We start from the raw sequence: 19,789 nt of genomic DNA on the forward strand, positions 1-19,789 counted from the left end.
AAGTGTCCAGCAAATTGTAAACCCATTGCCAATGGATTAGAGGCTATTTAGCAGCCACAGACTCCTGCTGCGCTCATAGGGGGCTCAATTGAAGTTACAAAATTGCTTGGGACTGCTCCACAGTTAAAAACTCCATAGTGTGTACGGCCTTCACCAATCATACTAAACAAACTATGGTATCGGCTTTTGCAAATGATATCTGCTGTATTTCGACATATTGGCACCGCTTTCCCTGCTGCAAATACATGTTCTTGATCAAACATAAAGTAAATGGGGGCATCAGGGAGATTACCTTTGTATATGGCGACCTGACCATAATCTTGACAGCTATCTTCTAGATCAATCTTGAATAACCTGAGAGTCATTGAATACAGTCTTGCACCACCCAATTTTTCTTCAATGGATTTGTTATTAATAGTTTTTAAATTGCTTGCAACAATTCGTACATCCCGAAAGCCAGCATCACGCGCCATTCGCACAAAGTCGCCATAATACAATACATCACCAATACACTATCCAATCAGTAATGGATCATTTTTCAACTCTTGTGAAAGTCTGCGATCAGAGAAAATATCAGCAAAATAAATTTCTCCACCAGGTTTGAGTAACCGGGCCATTCCCTGAAGCACATCAGATTTTGCAGCCGCTAGGTTAATGACGCAATTGGAGACGATGACATCGACACTATTCGGCGGTAAATTGAGTAGCTCCAAGGACTCAATATTTCCGTGTATAAAATGTACATTACTTTCGTTGTAGCCATAGGCTTCCCGGTGATATTCAACGTAACTCTCAGCAAATTCAATTTGTTCAAGAGTAGCATCCACGCCGATAACGTTCCCTTCTGTATTTATTCATATATTTATGATCAGTAACCTTCAGTGAAAATGAGTGGCAATCTACTCATTCGGATTAGCATTCAGAAAAATAGGAAAGTCGTGTAACCCGCAATCATTGCCATAGCAAAAATAACCGCCACAAAGGTCGCCAAGAGCTTAAATGTAAATAGGGAGCGTAATAAAATTAACTCAGTCAGGCTGGCACCAGCACCACCGATAATTAACGCCAGAATCGTTCCGGTGCCGACCCCTTTCGCCATCAAGGCTGCTGAAAGCGGTATCAAGGCTTCGACACGAATATACAGCGGCACGCCAATGACAGCAGCAATTGGAATAGCAAAAGGATTATCTGAGCCAGAATATTGTTCGAGCAGGCTAGTAGGTACATAGCCATAGATCACACTGCCGATTGCTATACCAATAATTAGATACGGCAGGACATCCTTGAAATCTGACCAAGCTTCCTGCCACAAACCACTATACTTACTTTTCGGACGCTCAGTTTTGATGGTTTGGTTATCGCAGCAACCTGTAGATTGCGTGGTGATCTGGGGAGCAGGACAACAGGAAGTCGCTATTGATTCACAACTGTTTGATACCGTTGGCTTAACGTCACAACTACTCCCAGAAACCCCGCAACCAGACACCTCTTCATGGCGTATATAACGTTCAAATCCCAATTTTTGTAGCGACCATCCGGCACCAAGTGAGACCAGAAGAGCTGATAGTACGTAAATAGCTGTTAGCGTCAGACCAAAAGTAACAACAAGCAATACAACGATGATGGGGTTCAATAGAGGGGAAGTAAATAGAAATACCATCATCGGACCAAAACCAGTTTTGGCACGAATTAGCCCTTTCAACATAGGAATGGTCGAACAACTACAAAAAGGGGTGATAGATCCGAGGATTGCAGCCAAAAAATATCCTCTTTTCCGGTTAGCACTCAGTAAAGCTTCCACCTTGGATGGGGGTATATGTCGCTGGAGAATACCAACCAATAAACTAATACCAATGAATAAAGCTGATAACTCTATGGCGAGAAAGACAAACATGTTTAAAGTTTCTTGCAATTGAGAAGACATTCTAAACCTCCAAATATCTATATTTCTAGTTTTATGGAAATATTGGAGATATTAGATTGCCATTACCGTTCCTGTCAATTATATTTCTAGAAACATAGAAATTTTTGTTTAGAGACGCACATGAAACATGAAGAAGTCGCATCTAGTCTGGCTGAACTGGGGAATAGTCACCGATTAGCCATATTTCGCTTTTTAGTTAAGGCCGACCATCAGGGAGCTTCCGTCGGAGAAATTCAGAAAGCCCTGGATATTCCTGCTTCAACACTATCACATCATCTCGCCCGCATGGTGAAGGTTGGGCTAATCCGTCAAGAGAAGCACAGTCGTACTATTGTATGTATACCTGAATACCAGCACTTGGAAAACTTGATCAACTTCTTGCAAGAAGAGTGTTGTGTGGGAATTTCGGTTGAACACTTCACCGAACAATCATGTGGGTTATATAAAAAACAGAAGTGTTAGAAGAAGGCGATATTTCTGTCAAGGATACGGAATAAAGTCACAGTATACCTGAAAGGAAAAACAGATACGTGCAGTGCATCTGTACACTTTTGAAAACAGATACTTACTGCCAGAAAAAATTACTATTAGTGGTTGATAGTGAAGATTTTTTATCATTTATAGCATAATTTGCCTGTCATCTAATGAAAAACACATTCTCTGAGGGAAAATGTGTTTTTCAAAGGATTAGAATTCATGTTACCAGAACACTCAGTGACTAAAATCGCGACTCAGTGAGTTACATTGCCGCGTTAAAGATAGCAAAGATTTCTTCATGAGAAGCTTGAATTGGGTTAGTGAACCCACAAGCATCTTTCAATGCATTGGTCGCCAGTGTTGGCAAATCTTCCTCTTTTACATTCAACTCAGACAAACCTGACGGAATATTTACATCTTCTGCCAATTCAGAGATCGCTTGAATACAGGCTTCAGCACCTTGCACATCGTTTAAAGTATTAACCTCAACGCCCATAGCAGCGGCAACCTCTTTCAAACGTGCAGCAGAAACTTTTGCATTGAATCTCTGTACATGTGGCAATAAGACCGCATTACAGACACCATGTGGCAAATCATAGAATCCACCTAACTGGTGTGCCATAGCATGGACATATCCTAAAGACGCATTATTGAATGCCATACCTGCTAAGAACTGGGCATAAGCCATATTCTCACGCGCTTCCATATCATTTCCATCTTCAACGACACGACGCAAATTATGACTAATCATTGTCACGGCTTTCAACGCACAAGCATCAGTGATAGGGTTAGCCGCCGTAGAGACATAAGCCTCAATCGCATGGGTCAATGCATCCATCCCCGTCGCGGCAGTCAATCCTTTTGGCATTCCTGCCATCAACGCAGAATCATTGACTGACAAAATAGGCGTAACATTTTTATCCACAATTGCCATTTTGATATGGCGTTCCACATCCGTAATAATACAGAAGCGTGTCATTTCAGATGCCGTTCCCGCAGTCGTATTGATAGCAATCAAAGGTAGCTGTGGTTTAGCTGAACGATCAACCCCTTCATAATCACGAATATCCCCACCATTAGCTGCCACTAATGCGATACCTTTTGCACAATCATGCGGTGAGCCACCACCTAAAGAGATCACACAATCGCAATTATGTTGACGCAGAATTTCCAAACCTTCCGCAACATTAATCGTCGTTGGGTTTGGATTTGTTCCATCATAAATTGCACTTTTTATCCTGACATCCGCCAGTAAAGCCTGAACTTTTCCAACAACACCAATCTCATTTAGCACCCGGTCAGTAACAATCAAAGCCTGTCTGTAGCCATAATTTTTCATTAATTCGATAGCTTCAGTCATGCATCCCATGCCGATTTTATTCACTGGCGGGATAAAGAAAGTTGATGCTGCCATTTGAAACTCCTTAGATTTTACTGAAGTATTTCAAAGCTCAATGTAAGAGAATTAGATTACAATGTGACATTTATCTCTCTCAGTAATTTTGACCAGAATCAATAATTGCCTATGTAAAATTAAAAAAATAGGTATCAATTTTTACTTTGAGTTTATGCAGGAGAATATTTTGCTAAAAAACGACATTTTTGAACGCCTCACTGCCTTATTGGACACTAACAATGCCCACTATCGTATTATAGAACATACTACTGGTGGTCGTTCAGAAGAAGTGGCAAAAATACGGGGAACCCATCTAGGGCAAGGAGCTAAGGGCCTGGTCTGCCATGTGAAAGGAAATGGCTATCGGCAGTATGTCCTTGCTGTCTTGCCTGCGGATCAACAGGCCGATCTTGCAGCTCTTGCCAAACAAGTGGGAGGAAGCCGGGCTTCTCTGGCAAGCCCCAAAGAAGTTTCTGAATTGACTTACTGCGTTTTTGGTGCCATTCCACCATTTAGTTTCCACCCAGACCTAAAGTTAGTTGCCGATCCACTATTATTCGAGCGCTATGATGAACTGGCATTTAATGCGGGTAGTTTGGAGCGCTCGATTATTTTGAATACGCAAGATTACCGTCGCATCGCTGTACCAGAATTAATTGCTTTTCGGAAAATAGCCAATTGAGGCTAACTCGAAGAAATTACCCAATAAATTAAAACTAAATTAAACAAAGTTTACATTTTGCTATAATTTAACCAGACAAAAATGAGCGATTATTATATGAGTAATATTTTTGTTCTGGTAATACTCGGTCTTGCTATCCTCAGCCTCGCTATATTCCTTTTCCTTCACGATGCAGAGATAGCACAATGGTTGGAGATATTTGTGCAACGATTGCTTAAGTGGCAACCTTCAACTTGAGACTTTAGTTTAACTTAGTAAAAAAGGTGCTGATAACTCAGCACCTTAACTTTAAACATGTTTATTTATTATAAAGATATCTAATAATTAACCCAGCCATTCAGTGTGGAAAACACCTTCTTTATCAGTACGCTTATAAGTATGCGCACCAAAGTAATCGCGCTGTGCCTGAATCAAATTAGCAGGCAATACAGCAGAACGATAGCTATCGTAATAAGAGATAGCAGCAGAGAATGTTGGCGTTGGGATACCATTCTGCACACCGTAGGAAACAACATCGCGCAGAGCTTGCTGATATTCGTCTGCAATTTGTTTGAAATAAGGTGCTAACAGCAAGTTAGCGATAGCTGGGTTTTCATTGTATGCATCCGTGATTTTTTGCAGGAATTGTGCACGAATAATACAACCAGCCCGGAAGATCTTAGCAATTTCGCCATAGTTCAGATCCCAGTTGTACTCATCCGATGCCGCCTTCAACTGTTGGAAGCCTTGCGCATAAGACACAATCTTACCCAAATACAGAGCACGGCGAACTTTCTCAATAAATTCAGCCTTATCTCCGTTAAATGGCTGGGCTTCCGGGCCTGACAGCACCTTGGATGCAGCGACGCGCTGATCTTTCAGGGAAGAGATATAGCGTGCAAATACAGATTCCGTGATAAGTGTTACCGGGATACCTAGATCCAGCGAGCTTTGGCTGGTCCACTTACCGGTGCCTTTGTTGGCTGCTTCATCCAGAATCACGTCAACCAGATATTTTCCTTCTTCATCTTGTTTACGGAAAATATCAGCAGTAATTTCGATCAAATAGCTGCTCAGCTCGCCTTGGTTCCAATTACTGAATACTTCAGCCAATTCCTGATTACTCAGGTTCAATGAATTTTTCAAAAGAGAATAGGCCTCTGCAATCAACTGCATATCACCATATTCAATGCCATTGTGAACCATCTTCACATAATGGCCTGCACCATCTGCCCCGATATAAGCAACACAAGGCTCACCATCAGCTTGGGCAGCGATCTCTTTCAGAATTGGTGCCACCAACTCATAAGCTTCTTTCTGACCACCCGGCATAATTGAAGGGCCTTTCAATGCGCCTTCTTCACCGCCAGAAACACCTGTACCGATAAAGTTAAAACCCTGAGCAGACAACTCACGATTACGGCGGATAGTATCCTGAAAATAGGTGTTGCCACCATCGATCAGAATGTCACCCTTATCCAAATGTGGTGTCAGTGATGCAATGGTTTTATCCGTAGCTTCACCAGCCTTAACCATCAACAGAATACGACGTGGCTTTTCCAGCGAATCGACAAACTCTTCAATGGAATAACTTGGAACTAATTTTTTCCCTGGATTTTCAGCAATAACTTCATCAGTTTTATCGCTTGAGCGGTTAAAAATAGATACAGAATAACCACGGCTTTCAATATTCAACGCCAGGTTGCGCCCCATTACCGCCATACCGACAACACCGATCTGTTGTTTGGACATGAATAACTCCCGTCTAATAATGACTGCTGCCCACCCAAGATGCATACGTAATACCAAGTGTATTACATGCCGTATGCAACAAAACAGAGTGAGCAATTTGTTAATGAGGTCACATGTTAACTCAGGAAAGGCCATAGAGGGTAGTTATTGATGCAACCGATACCGTCGAGATGTTTTTTTGCTGAAAAAATTTCCAACTGAGATAAATCACCTATTGATATTTCGCACTTCAATACGCATTATTTAATAGTCGGCAAATGCCGTCCTATTAAAAAGGTAAAACAAATTGTATGGAATGGATCGCTGATCCGACGATATGGGCAGGTCTGGCCACACTTATCGTTTTAGAAATTGTTCTCGGAATAGACAACTTAATATTCATTGCCATTCTGGCAGATAAACTTCCTGAAAAAGAGAGAGATAAAGCTCGCCTGACAGGGCTTTCCTGTGCCCTTATCATGAGGATATTGCTGCTATTCAGCCTATCCTGGCTCATTTCCCTGACTAATCCATTGGTTACTTTATGGGAACATCCTCTCAGCGCCCGTGATTTAATTATGTTGATAGGGGGTATCTTCTTGCTGTTCAAAGCAACAATGGAATTGAATGAACGGTTAGAAGGAAAAAACCTGCATACCAATCAACAACGCAAAGGAGCCAGCTTCTGGGCAGTAGTTGTGCAAATTATTGTCTTGGATGCAGTATTTTCTCTCGATTCTGTTATCACTGCCGTGGGGATGGTCGATCACATTGGTATTATGATTGCTGCTGTGATCATCGCCATGATCCTGATGATATGGGCTAGCAAATCTCTGACAAAATTCGTCAATGCGCATCCCACAATCGTTATTCTGTGTCTCAGCTTCTTACTGATGATCGGCTTCAGCTTGGTTGCTGAAGGCTTTGGCTATCACATTCCGAAAGGCTATCTCTATGCAGCCATAGGCTTCTCCATCATGATTGAAGCACTGAATCAGTTCGCTCAGTTCAATCGCCGCAAATTCTTGAGTGCTTCCCGCTCCCTGCGCGAAAGAACCGCAGAGGCTGTTCTTCACATTTTAAATGGTAAACGTGAAAACGCTGCACTTGATAACCATACTTCCAACCTGATTGCGGATCATACAGAGAACAAAGAAGTCTTTGAGCCTCAAGAACGCCAGATGATCGCCCGCGTTCTCAGCATGGCACAACGTACCGTCAGCAGTATCATGACTTCACGCCATGATGTGGTTTATCTTGATGTCCATGCTCCTACAGAAAAATTAACTACGCTACTGGAACAAAAGCCACACACGCGAATTGTGGTCACAGACGAACAGACCAGTGATGAGCCTCTTGGTGTTGTACATGTGATTGATATCCTTAATCAACAGCTGACTCACAATACTTTTGATTTAAGGAAGTTAGTCCAGCAACCGTTGATTTTCCCTGAATCTCTCTCCCTGCTACAAGCGTTGGAACAGTTCCGTCAGGCACAAACACACTTTGCTTTTGTTGTTGATGAATTCGGTTCTGTTGAAGGGGTAGTTACGGTAACTGATGTGATGGAAACCATTACAGGCAATCTCCCTGTCGGTAGCGGAGAGCTTGATGCTCGCCATGATATTCAGGTTATGGAAGAGGGGTATTGGATTGCCAATGGATTTATGCCACTGGAAGATTTAGTGCTTTACGTGCCACTGCCATTGGATGAAAAACGAGAATATCAGACATTGGCAGGCCTGTTAATGGAATATCTGCAACATATTCCACAACAAGGTGAGCAATTGAAGATTGGTGACTATCTGTTTGAAGCATTGGAAATCACCAGCCACCGCATCAATAAAGTGAAGATTACCTCACTGAAAGTGGAAGAATACGCTGAAATATAATCAGAAATCTTAAAACCACAACACCTACTAAGAAAAAACCGGCATAAGGCCGGTTTTTTTATTCCTATAAGTTTTATCAGTTTGAGTTAATTTTTAGGATATTTGCTCACGATTACACCAAGTACAATGACCCCGATTCAATAGCAGTTAAGTTAACAGAAAATAGCAGTTAGCGGGGATGTCGCACCGCCTTCATATGGCCCAAGAGCTTTACAAAGCTCTTTTGTGGCTGAGTTAGCAATACATACATTTATTGTTGATAAGTGAGGGTTTTATATGAGTACAAAATATTTTGCATTATTAACACATACTGGCACAGAAAAACTGAAGAAAGCAGCCTCATCAGGCACCAAGCTTGAAATTACCCATATGGCTGTAGGCGACGGTGGTGGTAGTTTACCCACTCCCAATGCCAAGCAATCCTGTCTGATTAATGAAAAGCATCGTTCTGAACTTGATGCCCTGACCATCGCTCCCCAAAAACCTCACCAAATTATCGCCGAACAGATAATTCCTGAAGGTGAAGGTAATTGGTGGGTTCGTGAAATTGGCCTATTCGATAAAGATGGCACACTGATTGCGGTAGGAAACTGCGCTGACCTCTATAAGCCAGAATCTCAGGAACAAACTATCCGCATGGCATTGACGATTGGCGATAATAGCTTGGCTGAGTGGGTAAGAGAACTAATTTCTGGCCTTGCCACTCGCAGATATGTGAGAGAAAGAATTAAAGAACACGCCGAAAGCCGCAACCATCCTGATGCAACCTTAAAAGAAAGAGGGTTTGTTGCGTTAAGTAACGCAGTAAACAGTGATAGCGAAGCTCATGCTGCAACACCCAAAGCAATAAAAACGGCGTATGAATTAGCCAATAAAGCTTATGAATTGGCTACATCAATATCTTCGACAGATAAATATGTGCCACTAACACGTAAAGTTAATGGCAAAGAGCTGTCCAAAGATATTGAACTGACAGCAGCAGATGTCAATGCCTATGACAAGAGCCAAACAGATTCTCTTGTCGATAAAGCTACGACATTAGCCCATAAAGCTATTGATACTGCAAATAACAAAGTCCCTCTGACCCGCAAGGTTAATGGCAAAGAGCTGGTAATAGATGTTGAACTTACAGCGCTTGATGTGGATGCCTACAGCAGGAAGGAAACCGATGAACTTATCGCTCCCGTTGAGGCATTGGCTAAAACTGCTGAGCAACTTGCCACCACGGCTATCCAAGATGCTAGTAATAAAGTCCCAGTGACCCGCAAGGTCAATGACAAAGAGCTGACCACCGACATTCAACTGGTGGCAGCGGATGTCGATACCTACAATAAAGGGGAGATCGATGAGCGTATCGGCAAAGTGGACAAACTGGCGGAAACCGCCAACCACAATGCCACCACAGCCATTCAGGAAGCAAACAGCAAAGTCCCCTTAACCCGCAAGGTCAATGACAAAGAGCTGGTCGCCGACATTCGGCTGACCGCGGCGGATGTCGATACTTACAATAAAGAGGAAATCGATGAGCGTATCGGCAAAGTGGATAAACTGGCGGAAACCGCCAACCACAATGCCACTGCTGCCATTCAGGAGGCAAACAACAGAGTCCCCCTGACCCGCAAGGTCAATGACAAAGAGTTGATCACCGACATTCAACTGACCGCGGCGGATATCGATGCTTACAGTAAAGAACAAACTGATGGCATGCTCAAAGATATCAAAATACAGATCAGCGATGTCAATAATTTGGCGGAAACTGCCAATACTAACGCAATCAAAGCTATCAACGATGCGAGCAGCAAAGTTCCCCTGAGCCGCAAGGTCAATGACAAAGAGCTGACCACCGACATTCGGCTGACCGCGGCGGATGTCGATACCTACAATAAAGTGGAAATCGATGAACGTATCGGCAAAGTGGATAAACTGGCCGAAACCGCCAACCACAACGCCACCACGGCCATTCAGGAGGCAAACAACAAAGTTCCCCTGAGCCGCAAGGTCAATGGCAAAGAGCTGATCACCGACATTCAACTGACCGCGGCGGATGTCGATACCTACAATAAAGTGGAAATCGATGAGCGTATCGGCAAAGTGGATAAACTGGCCGAAACCGCCAACCACAACGCCACCACGGCCATTCAGGAGGCAAACAACAAAGTTCCCTTAACCCGCAAGGTCAATGGCAAAGAGCTGATCGCCGACATTCAACTGACGGCGGCGGATGTTGATGCTTACAGTAAGGAGGAAGCGGACGCCCAGCTCAAGGATGTTAGAATTCTAGCTGATCAGGCCATTCAGGATGCGGGTAACAAAGTTCCTTTAACCCGCAAAGTGAATGGCAAAGAGCTGATCACCGACATTCAACTGACGGCGGCGGATGTCGATACCTACAATAAAGTGGAAATCGATGAGCGTATCGGCAAAGTGGATAAACTGGCGGAAACCGCCAACCACAACGCTACCACGGCCATTCAGGAGGCAAACAGCAAAGTACCCTTAACCCGCAAGGTCAATGGTAAAGAGCTGATCGCTGACATTCAACTGACGGCGGCGGATGTTGATGCTTACAGTAAGGAAGAAGCGGACGCCCAGCTCAAGGATGTTAGAATTCTAGCTGATCAGGCCATTCAGGATGCGGGTAACAAGGTTCCTTCAACCCGCAAAGTGAATGGCAAAGAACTGTTAACTGATATTGAGCTAAGTGCCGCTGATATCGGTACTTATAACAAAGTAGAAATCGATGATCATATCGGCAAAGTGGACAAACTGGCTGAAACCGCCAACCACAACGCTACCACGGCTATTCAGGATGCGAACAACAAAGTCCCATTAACCCGCAAGGTCAATGACAAAGAGCTGATCGCCGACATTCAACTGACGGCGGCGGATGTCGATTCCTATAACAAGAAGGAAACTGATGACCTTATTAATGGCGTCAAAACACAAGTCAATAGTGTTCAACAATTGGCTAATATTGCCAGTAATAACGCCACCACAGCCATTCAGGAGGCAAACAGCAAAGTTCCCTTAACCCGCAAGGTCAATGGCAAAGAGCTGGCAACAGATATTCAGCTGACGGCGGCAGATGTTGATGCTTACAATAAAGAAGAAACTGACGGCCAGATCAAGGACGTTAGGACTCTGGCTGAGCACGCCGATAAGAAAGCTGATCAGGCCATTCAGGATGCGGGTAACAAAGTCCCTTCAACCCGCAAAGTGAATGGCAAAGAACTGTTAACTGATATTGAGCTAAATGCGGCTGATGTCGGTACTTATAACAAAGTAGAAATCGATGATCATATCGGTAAAGTAGATAAGCTGGCCGAAACCGCCAATAGCAACGCCAATGCAGCCATTCAGGAGGCAAACAGCAAAGTTCCATTAACCCGCAAGGTCAATGACAAAGAGCTGTCAGTAGATATTCGATTAACGGCGGCAGATGTTGATACCTACAATAAAGCAGAAATCGATAACCGTATCGGCAAAGTGGATAAGCTGGCCGAAACCGCCAATCACAACGCCACCACGGCCATTCAGGATGCTAACAACAGAGTACCATCAACACGTAAAGTGAATGATAAAGAGCTGGTAGCAGATATTACATTAACTGCCCATGATGTAGATACCTATGACAGGGCACATATCGACATCCTTATTGACGAAATTAAAGATCATGCAAACACCGCCAATAACAATGCGGATAGCAAAGTTCCATTAACCCGTACCATAAATGGCAAGGCTCTATTATCCGATATTAAGTTGACCGCATCTGATATGAATGCCTATACCAAAGGAGAGGTAGATCTTCACATTGAAAGCGTTAAACAACTAGCAAATGAGGCTAACAACAATACGGATAGCCGAGTACCACTCACGCGTACTGTAAATGGCAAGGCCCTGTTAACTGATATTAAACTTACTGCCTCTGATGTAGGAGCTTATGGCAAAGTAGAAGTTGATACTCGCGTTGGCAAAGCTGAGAAATTAGCAAATGATGCCAATGTCAATGCGATAGCAGCTAAAGCTGACGCTGAAAACCGACTGGAGAAAAGTAAGAACGGGGCGGATATCCTAGATAAACAGGCCTTTGTGAGGAATTTAGGCTTAGGTGATCTGGTTGGATTAGGTATTGAGTCACGACGAATCATGGACGAGCACACCATCATCAAGATCGGTGAGATATTCATGATCAACGGGCTTGCCGTTGCCAGTGAACCAATTGGTGAACTTAACCAATCTATGATCGGTGGAGTGACTTACTATACCCACTTCTACAAAATCAAACTGCCTACGACTTTGCCAAATGGCATTATCTCATGTCAGGCAAGTATTGTCGGAGATGCTTTTGATCACCAACGCCCCGGTTATCTGGCTGATGTCAAAATACAGAGAGATAATTCAAATGGAATCGGATTATCTAAGGATACACTGACAATATCTGTCACGACTCCTCAAACGGGCTGGGTTCCACATTTTTATTATCAGGTTGTAGGGTATTAGCAGAAACAGTAAGTTCAGAACTAGTTCGTTATTTTAGAATGGAACAATATTGTAAAATAGAATAGTTTCGCTAAGATCCCAATAAATCAGGTGATCGCCCCGGCGATCACCTGAGGCCGCTGATAAACTTAATCGCACTTACCCCTGTGCAAATACTCCCGCAACCATCAACAAATAAGGTAAAGGGGAGAAAATAACAAATTTTGAACGATAGAATATTACTCTGCGGAGAGAGTCATTATTTTCTCTCTCCACATGGCTGATCCTACTTTTTATTCAGTAGATCCTCTAGCTTCTTAAGATCTTTATTATCGCTGTTATTTTCGAGCCAATCTCTGATAGATTTTTTGGCCTTCTGTTGTAATTCATCACGTAACATGGATTCCACATTCAGCTTATATTGCAGGTTATTCCAGTCACCATAAACCCGCAATGGGATTTTTAATTGCACCAAGCGACGGACAAATTCGTTCTGTTTGCCCCATCCATTGGTCAATTGCACCCATAATGAAACATCGGTGTTCTGTTTCAGTAAATTGGCTTTCCCCTGCCCTTTAATATTGAACACACTTGAATTCGCTGCAAGTTCACTAATTTTAACCTCACCGCGATCCAATTGTGCTTTTACTAACATACTAGTAGCTTCAGTGAAGTCACCTGTATTCAAGGGTTGGCTAACTTGATCTGTTGCCCGTGCAAAAGATTGTTGAATAAGCTGAGGAATGTTCAACCCTTCCAGACGCGCGTTTTTCAGGTCGATATTCAAACCACCTTGCCAATAATGAGAAATGGCATATTCGTCATAACCTTCTCCCAGAAGATCACCGTCTACATTAAGCTGACCTTTGAATATCAACGGTAATGCCAGTGCATTTAACAAAGGTTGTATCTCAATCTTCTGCAAGCGCGGCTTTGTGTGCAGTTTTGCGGGAACAACCGTAGCATCAATCGATGTCGGTAACGCAAAATATCCACCAAACACGTTGCCATTTAATTTAGTGATTTCCGCCACGCCACTGTTATTGGCTGCTTTCAGAGCAAAATTATCAATAGCCATCCCCTGATAAATGAATTTATCTGCTGTGAACGAGATATCGCCATCAAACCCTTGCAAAAATGTAAGATCATAGTTGGATAATGCCGAGACTGATGTCGCAATCACCGGTTTTAATGAATTATTTTCAACCCGATAATCATGTTTTTCCCGTGGTGTCTTTTTCGATAAAGCCTCCCACCCCAGCACATTATCCAGATTGAACTTTGGTGAGTTCAGGTTGATAGAATATTGCGGCTTATCTGTCAGAATAGCGGTAATATTTCCCTTAAGCTCATCCCCATCATTCAGCGTCAATGCCATTTTTTGCAGCGAAATTGATTTAGATAAAGCCTGATATTTCACTGTGGCACTTCCCTTCCCTTGGATATCCGTAGACGGTAACCCAATTCCCTGCAATTGGTATTCAAAGGAATCAATGTCAGCCGATAGCTGCTGCGGGTAATCAGAAATATCTATTGATGAGTTGAGTTCAAGTGACAGTTCTTGTTGGTTTTTATTGATTTTACTGCGGAGGCTAAGATCAACGTGATCCTGATCACTGCGTTCCAACAATAAATTGATATCACGGACATTTATTTGGGAATGTTCATTGGATTGCCAGATCAATAAGCTATCCGCTACCCTGATTCTGGCAATATCCAGTTTCCAAGCCTGACTTCCCGCAATGATTGGATAGTGGGTATCGCTTTCTGGTGCAATTGGGGCCTCTGACCGTTTTTTCGGTTGGCTATCTGGAGTGAGCCGCAAGACAGCTCCTTTCAGCATCACTTCTTTAACTGAGAGTTGATGAGACAGCAGTGGCAGTAACTCCACATCCAAACGCATATTTTCTGCCACAATAGCCGGTACTTTAGCATTCTCGGCGGTTAAAGAGATCCCACCAGTCAGGATGCTCAATTTTGGCCAAACGTGCCAACGTAAGTCATTCCGGAACACGAGCTGGTAACCACTCTTCTTTTGTACCTGTTTAACTATGTAGCCACGAAAATCATTTGGATTAACCAACATAACCAGTGCAGTTAAGCCAGTAACAATGACTACCAACAAAATAACGAGTGTCGTCAACAATCTTTTCATGACTTCCCCAGCCTCATGTCCACAAGAAGACTATTTTCACTAAAAAGCTAGTCTTACCAGAAAGCTTTACCAGAAAAGGTTAATCCTCACTGATGCGGCTACCTACGGCTCCCTGCTGATTTTTATATTTAGCATCCTGACGTCGGTTATAAGGCCGTTCAGCTGAACCTGAAAGCGGTTCAAAGCTCAATGCACCGATAACCATACCAGGACGTAAAGCCAAAGGCAGTTTGCCTGAATTATAGAATTCCAGAACAATTTGCCCCTGCCAACCCGGATCAATACGATGCGCAGTCACATGGACCATCAGGCCAAGACGCGCCAAAGATGAGCGTCCATCCAACCACCCCACTAAATTATCAGGCAGTGTGACAGATTCCAGCGTTACCGCCAAAGCCAATTCACCAGGATGGAGGAAAAATGCTTCTCCCGCCGGCAAAGTAATTTCATCGCTCATGACTCGGTCTAGTGCCGCATTGACTTCAGCCTTAGGGCCACTCAAATCAATATAAGCAGCAGTATGACCACGAAAAACGCGAAACTGATTCCCAAGGCGCACATCAGCAGTTGCCCCATTAATACGTTCAACAGGGGGACGTGGGGTAATTACCAACTTTCCTTCATCTAGCCATTTAATAATGTCACGGTCACAGAGTCGCATTATTTCCTCTCAAATACGATGATACTTATGAATACCTGAACAACAGATTATTCGTAAAATTGGCCAATCTTAGCTTTTAAGATATCAATGGCCACACGGTTTTTCCCACCACGAGGAACAATAATATCGGCATATTGTTTTGATGGCTCGATAAATTGCAGGAACATTGGACGTACGGTTTTCTTATACTGTTCCATAACAGAATCCAATGAACGTCCGCGTTCATTCACATCACGCTTAATGCGGCGCATCAAACAGATATCCAGTGGCGTATCAACAAAAATGGAAAAATCCAGCTCTTGACGCAGACGCTTATCCGTTAATAGTAGGATACCTTCAAGAATAATGACTCTTTTCGGTTTAAAATGAATGGATTCAGATTTGCGGGTGTGCTCGACGTAGTCATATTGCGGCAGTTCGATGGGCTTTCCGGCTTTCAATGTCTGAAGATGCTCAAACAGTAAACTGTGATCCATTGAGCTTGGATGATCATAATTAACTTTATAACGCTCTTCTATCGGGGTATTGGTTTGATCTTTATAATAGCAATCTTCTGGAATAACACCGATATTGTGATCACCAACTTGAGCCCGTAATTCTCTATAAAGTGTGTTGGCGATAAGGCTTTTGCCTGAGGCAGAGGCACCTGAAATACCTACGATTGTACACTTATGTGCTTCATCAGCCATAGTAGAAATAACCTGGTTAAAAAAGAAAAAAATAAAGTGGGAACATGGTATTCGCTAATACCACGTTTGGCGGATTATAGGGAGTTAATGACTTCTATTCCAGAGTAAACAAGATAAGTCTCGTTTTTTTCGATACGATTCGCATAAAAATTCCGCAATTTTATGCTTCAAATAGAGGATATTCTATAAGTAAGGAACGTGATCCCTTATCCTACAGGTGCGCTCTTACACCCTGGAGTTATACATAATTTTTTTAAGGTGAATAAAATACATTTTGAAACGCTAAGAAAACGCCGCCCACAAAAATCATTAATCAAAACGGCGTTTATCGTATATTAGTTACACAGATGATTAAATGACTACTCAAATCAAACTGCGCGGAAGGAAATTTCAGTTGGGATTTTTTCGCCCTGCCAATACATCTTTGCAGAAATATTGTCAGCAATTTCACGATAAATATCCGCAAATTCACTGTCAGGTTGACGGCTCACCGTTGGCTCACCACGATCGAGATCTTCACGCAATGAGATATGCAACGGGATTTGCCCCAATAATTGACAATTATATTTTTCTGCCAGTTTTTCTGCCCCACCCGTACCAAAAATCGGTTCATGATGACCGCAGTTACTGCAAATATGGGTGCTCATATTCTCAATAATGCCCAATACTGGCACATTGACCTTCTGGAACATGACGATGCCTTTCATCGCGTCGATCAAGGCAATATCCTGCGGCGTTGTAATAACCAACGCACCTGTCACCGGAATATTCTGGGACAGCGTTAACTGAATATCCCCCGTTCCCGGTGGCATATCAATCACCAGATAATCCAGATCCGGCCACAGCGTATCTTGCAGCATCTGCATCAAGGCTTTGCTTGCCATCGGACCACGCCAGACCATCGCGTTATCATCAGTAACAAGATAGCCGATGGAGTTGGTCGCTATACTGTGTACCATAATTGGCGCCATATGCTGACCATCAGGGGAAGTCGGACGCTCTTTCGCTGTACCAAGCATGTTGGGGATAGATGGGCCATAGATATCCGCATCCAGAATGCCCACTTTCGCTCCTTCTTGTGCCAGCGCCAGCGCCAGATTCACCGCTGTACTGGATTTCCCCACTCCGCCTTTTCCTGAACTGACGGCGACAATATTGCGCACGCCATTGACGCCCGGCAAATTATTGGCACGACGCAATGTGCTGATATTATGGGTTAATCGCCATTCTACGGATTTTGCTCCCGTCACGGATTGCAACGGTTGGGTTATTTCTTTCTTCAATACTTCAAAAGTGCGTTTCCAGACAAAAGGCATGATTAATTCAATATGCAGTATCCCATCCAGTATAGTGCAGTGATGCAATGCTTTCAGGGCAATCAAATCTCGCTCTAATGTCGGATGTTTGAAAGTTGCCAATATTTTCGCAACATGTGCTTTCAGCAGGTCAGGATTGGTCTGCTCGGGGGATTGTGAGTTCATCCCGGCTCCTTTTGATTTATCTTTTTCAACCTAAAACTGTTCAGCCATCATAACAGAAGCTCACGGCTTCGGATAAGGCAACGTAAAAGTGATGAAGATCTCGCGTTACCCTAGCGACAATGCTCCTTATCAGGTAACATCAAAAACCCTTTTAATTTAATGGAAGTCAGATCCTAACTATGTCTCAAGTCGCGAAAAAATTATTGGTGACCTGTGCGTTACCTTATGCTAACGGTCCAATTCATCTCGGTCATATTCTGGAACACATTCAGGCTGATATTTGGGTTCGTTATCATCGAATGCGCGGCAAAGAGGTTCACTTTGTCTGTGCCGACGATGCCCACGGTACACCAATCATGCTGAAAGCCCAACAAATTGGGATCTCACCAGAAGAAATGATTGCCAAGGTGAACCTAGAGCATCAGCAGGATTTTGCCGGTTTTGCCATTAGCTATGATAATTATCACTCTACGCATAGCGAAGAGAACAGAGCACTTGCCTCCAAAATTTATCTGAAACTGAAAAAGAACGGTTACATTAAAAACCGGACAATTTCTCAATTGTATGATCCAGAAAAAGGAATGTTCCTGCCAGACCGTTTCGTCAAAGGCGCCTGCCCGAAATGTAAGGCAGAAGATCAGTATGGCGATAATTGTGAAGTCTGTGGAACGACCTATTCCCCAACGGAACTAATCAACCCTCGCTCCGTTGTCTCTGGTGCAACACCACAAATGCGAGATACAGAGCATTTTTTCTTCGATCTTCCTGTTTTCAGCGATATGCTGCAAAAATGGACTCGTTCCGGCACCTTGCAGGAACAAGTGGCAAATAAAATGCAGGAATGGTTCGAATCTGGTCTGCAACAGTGGGATATCACCCGTGATTCGCCTTATTTTGGCTTTGAAATCCCAGATCAATCGGGTAAATATTTCTATGTCTGGCTAGATGCCCCAATTGGTTATATGGGTTCATTCCAAAATCTGTGTGATAAACGTGATGACCTGAATTTCGATGAGTTCTGGGCGAAAGATTCCAAAGCAGACCTCTACCATTTTATTGGCAAAGACATCGTTTATTTCCACAGCCTGTTCTGGCCGGCTATGTTGGAAGGTAGTGACTACCGCAAACCAACTAACTTGTTTGTTCACGGTTACATCACCGTTAACGGCACTAAGATGTCCAAGTCCCGTGGAACCTTCATCAAGGCTGAGACATATCTGAAACACCTTGATGCAGACTGCCTGCGTTATTACTACGCGGCGAAGCTCTCTTCCCGTATTGATGATATCGATCTGAATCTGGAAGATTTTGTTCAGCGTGTAAACAGCGATATCGTTAATAAAGTCGTTAACCTTGCTTCACGCAATGCGGGCTTCATCAATAAACGCTTCGGAGGCAAACTGGCAGATCAGCTCGCTGATCCTTCGCTGTACCAGAAGTTTGTCGATGCAGCACAGGTTATTGCAGAAGACTTTACCAACCGTGAATTCGGCAAAGCAATCCGTGAAATTATGGCACTGGCTGATCTTGCCAACCGCTATGTTGATGAGCAAGCACCGTGGGTTGTGGCTAAACAAGAAGGCCGCGACGCTGATCTGCAAGCTATCTGCTCCATGGGCATTAACCTGTTCCGCATACTGATGACTTACCTGAAACCTGTTCTTCCAGGCCTGACTGCGCGTGCAGAAGCTTTCCTTAATACTGAACTGACTTGGGATGGAATCCAACAACCTCTGTTGAACCATGATGTTTCACCATTCAAGGCACTGTTCAATCGCATTGAGATGGCTAAAGTTGAAGCAATGGTCGCTGACTCAAAAGAGAGCATCGAACCACAAAAAACCGTGACAGGCCCGTTAGCCGATGAGCCGATTCAGGACACTATCGCATTTGATGACTTTGCCAAGGTTGACCTGCGAATCGCATTGATCAAACAGGCTGATTTTGTCGAAGGTTCAGATAAGCTGTTGAAACTGACTCTTGATATCGGTGGTGAAACTCGCCAAGTTTTCTCCGGTATTCGTTCAGCCTATCCTGATCCAAAAGCGCTGGAAAATCGTCTGACGGTGATGGTTGCCAACCTCACACCACGCAAAATGCGCTTCGGTATTTCAGAAGGTATGGTAATGGCAGCAGGCTCTGGTGGAAAAGATATTTTCTTGTTAAGCCCAGACAGCGGTGCTCAACCTGGTATGCAGGTTAAATAATAATTGCATTTCTTAAAAAAATATTAATATTATCAA

General features: G+C 43.4%; 14 protein-coding genes. 5 read left to right on the forward strand and 9 right to left on the reverse strand.

Going from position 1 to position 19,789, the window contains the following annotated elements:
• Positions 1–47 precede the first annotated feature (47 nt).
• The 3 genes from PSI23_RS06620 to PSI23_RS06630 form a co-directional block, all read right to left on the reverse strand.
• Positions 48–473 carry a hypothetical protein gene (locus PSI23_RS06620; RefSeq protein ID WP_273554334.1) on the reverse strand — a complete coding sequence of 142 codons (426 nt, stop codon included), beginning with the start codon at positions 471–473 and terminating at the stop codon, positions 48–50.
• Positions 474–512: 39 nt separating this feature from the next.
• The gene (locus PSI23_RS06625; RefSeq protein WP_273554389.1) at positions 513–854 is read right to left on the reverse strand and encodes a methyltransferase domain-containing protein; all 342 of its coding nucleotides are present in this window, start codon (positions 852–854) and stop codon (positions 513–515) included.
• Positions 855–919: 65 nt separating this feature from the next.
• Complete coding sequence (locus PSI23_RS06630; protein ID WP_273554335.1) at positions 920–1,924, reverse strand: permease; 1,005 nt, start codon at positions 1,922–1,924, stop codon at positions 920–922.
• Positions 1,925–2,044: 120 nt separating this feature from the next.
• On the opposite strand from PSI23_RS06630, the gene PSI23_RS06635 reads away from it, so the two are divergent.
• Positions 2,045–2,386 carry an ArsR/SmtB family transcription factor gene (locus tag PSI23_RS06635; protein ID WP_273554336.1) on the forward strand — a complete coding sequence of 114 codons (342 nt, stop codon included), beginning with the start codon at positions 2,045–2,047 and terminating at the stop codon, positions 2,384–2,386.
• 277 nt (positions 2,387–2,663) lie between these two features.
• Here the strand turns inward: PSI23_RS06635 and yiaY are convergent, their stop codons facing one another.
• Positions 2,664–3,815, reverse strand: a complete 1,152-nt coding sequence (yiaY, locus tag PSI23_RS06640) for an L-threonine dehydrogenase (RefSeq protein WP_273554337.1) — start codon at positions 3,813–3,815, stop codon at positions 2,664–2,666.
• 154 nt (positions 3,816–3,969) lie between these two features.
• Between yiaY and PSI23_RS06645 the strand changes: the two genes are divergently transcribed.
• Positions 3,970–4,479, forward strand: coding sequence for a YbaK/prolyl-tRNA synthetase associated domain-containing protein (locus tag PSI23_RS06645; protein ID WP_373567287.1), 510 nt, complete (start codon positions 3,970–3,972; stop codon positions 4,477–4,479).
• A gap of 324 nt (positions 4,480–4,803) precedes the next feature.
• Here PSI23_RS06645 and gnd read toward each other — a convergent pair whose 3' ends face one another.
• The gene (gene gnd, locus PSI23_RS06650) at positions 4,804–6,210 is read right to left on the reverse strand and encodes an NADP-dependent phosphogluconate dehydrogenase (protein WP_273554339.1); all 1,407 of its coding nucleotides are present in this window, start codon (positions 6,208–6,210) and stop codon (positions 4,804–4,806) included.
• Between the two features lie 290 nt (positions 6,211–6,500).
• Between gnd and PSI23_RS06655 the strand changes: the two genes are divergently transcribed.
• Both PSI23_RS06655 and PSI23_RS06660 read left to right on the forward strand, forming a co-directional pair.
• Entirely contained in the window at positions 6,501–8,081 is a 1,581-nt protein-coding gene (locus PSI23_RS06655) for a TerC family protein (RefSeq protein ID WP_273554340.1), read from the forward strand.
• A gap of 276 nt (positions 8,082–8,357) precedes the next feature.
• Positions 8,358–12,581: a phage tail protein gene (locus PSI23_RS06660; protein WP_273554341.1), complete on the forward strand. Its 4,224-nt coding sequence runs from the start codon at positions 8,358–8,360 to the stop codon at positions 12,579–12,581.
• 265 nt (positions 12,582–12,846) lie between these two features.
• Here PSI23_RS06660 and asmA read toward each other — a convergent pair whose 3' ends face one another.
• The 4 genes from asmA to apbC all read right to left on the reverse strand — a co-directional run bounded on the left by asmA (position 12,847) and on the right by apbC (position 17,546).
• A complete protein-coding gene (asmA, locus tag PSI23_RS06665) occupies positions 12,847–14,715 on the reverse strand; it encodes an outer membrane assembly protein AsmA (protein WP_273554342.1) in 1,869 nt (622 codons plus the stop codon).
• Between the two features lie 79 nt (positions 14,716–14,794).
• Entirely contained in the window at positions 14,795–15,376 is a 582-nt protein-coding gene (gene dcd / locus PSI23_RS06670; RefSeq protein WP_047766961.1) for a dCTP deaminase, read from the reverse strand.
• Between the two features lie 47 nt (positions 15,377–15,423).
• Positions 15,424–16,065 (reverse strand): uridine kinase, encoded by a 642-nt coding sequence (udk, locus tag PSI23_RS06675; protein ID WP_273554343.1) that lies wholly within the window; start codon positions 16,063–16,065, stop codon positions 15,424–15,426.
• Positions 16,066–16,433: 368 nt separating this feature from the next.
• Positions 16,434–17,546 (reverse strand): iron-sulfur cluster carrier protein ApbC, encoded by a 1,113-nt coding sequence (apbC, locus tag PSI23_RS06680; protein WP_273554344.1) that lies wholly within the window; start codon positions 17,544–17,546, stop codon positions 16,434–16,436.
• A 179-nt stretch (positions 17,547–17,725) separates the two neighbouring features.
• Here apbC and metG point away from each other — a divergent pair, with 179 nt between their 5' ends.
• Positions 17,726–19,753, forward strand: a complete 2,028-nt coding sequence (metG, locus tag PSI23_RS06685) for a methionine--tRNA ligase (protein ID WP_273554345.1) — start codon at positions 17,726–17,728, stop codon at positions 19,751–19,753.
• Positions 19,754–19,789: the final 36 nt, after the last annotated feature.

It is taken from the genome of Xenorhabdus yunnanensis (genome assembly GCF_028598805.1).
In the GTDB taxonomy this organism is placed as follows: Bacteria; Pseudomonadota; Gammaproteobacteria; order Enterobacterales; family Enterobacteriaceae; genus Xenorhabdus; species Xenorhabdus yunnanensis.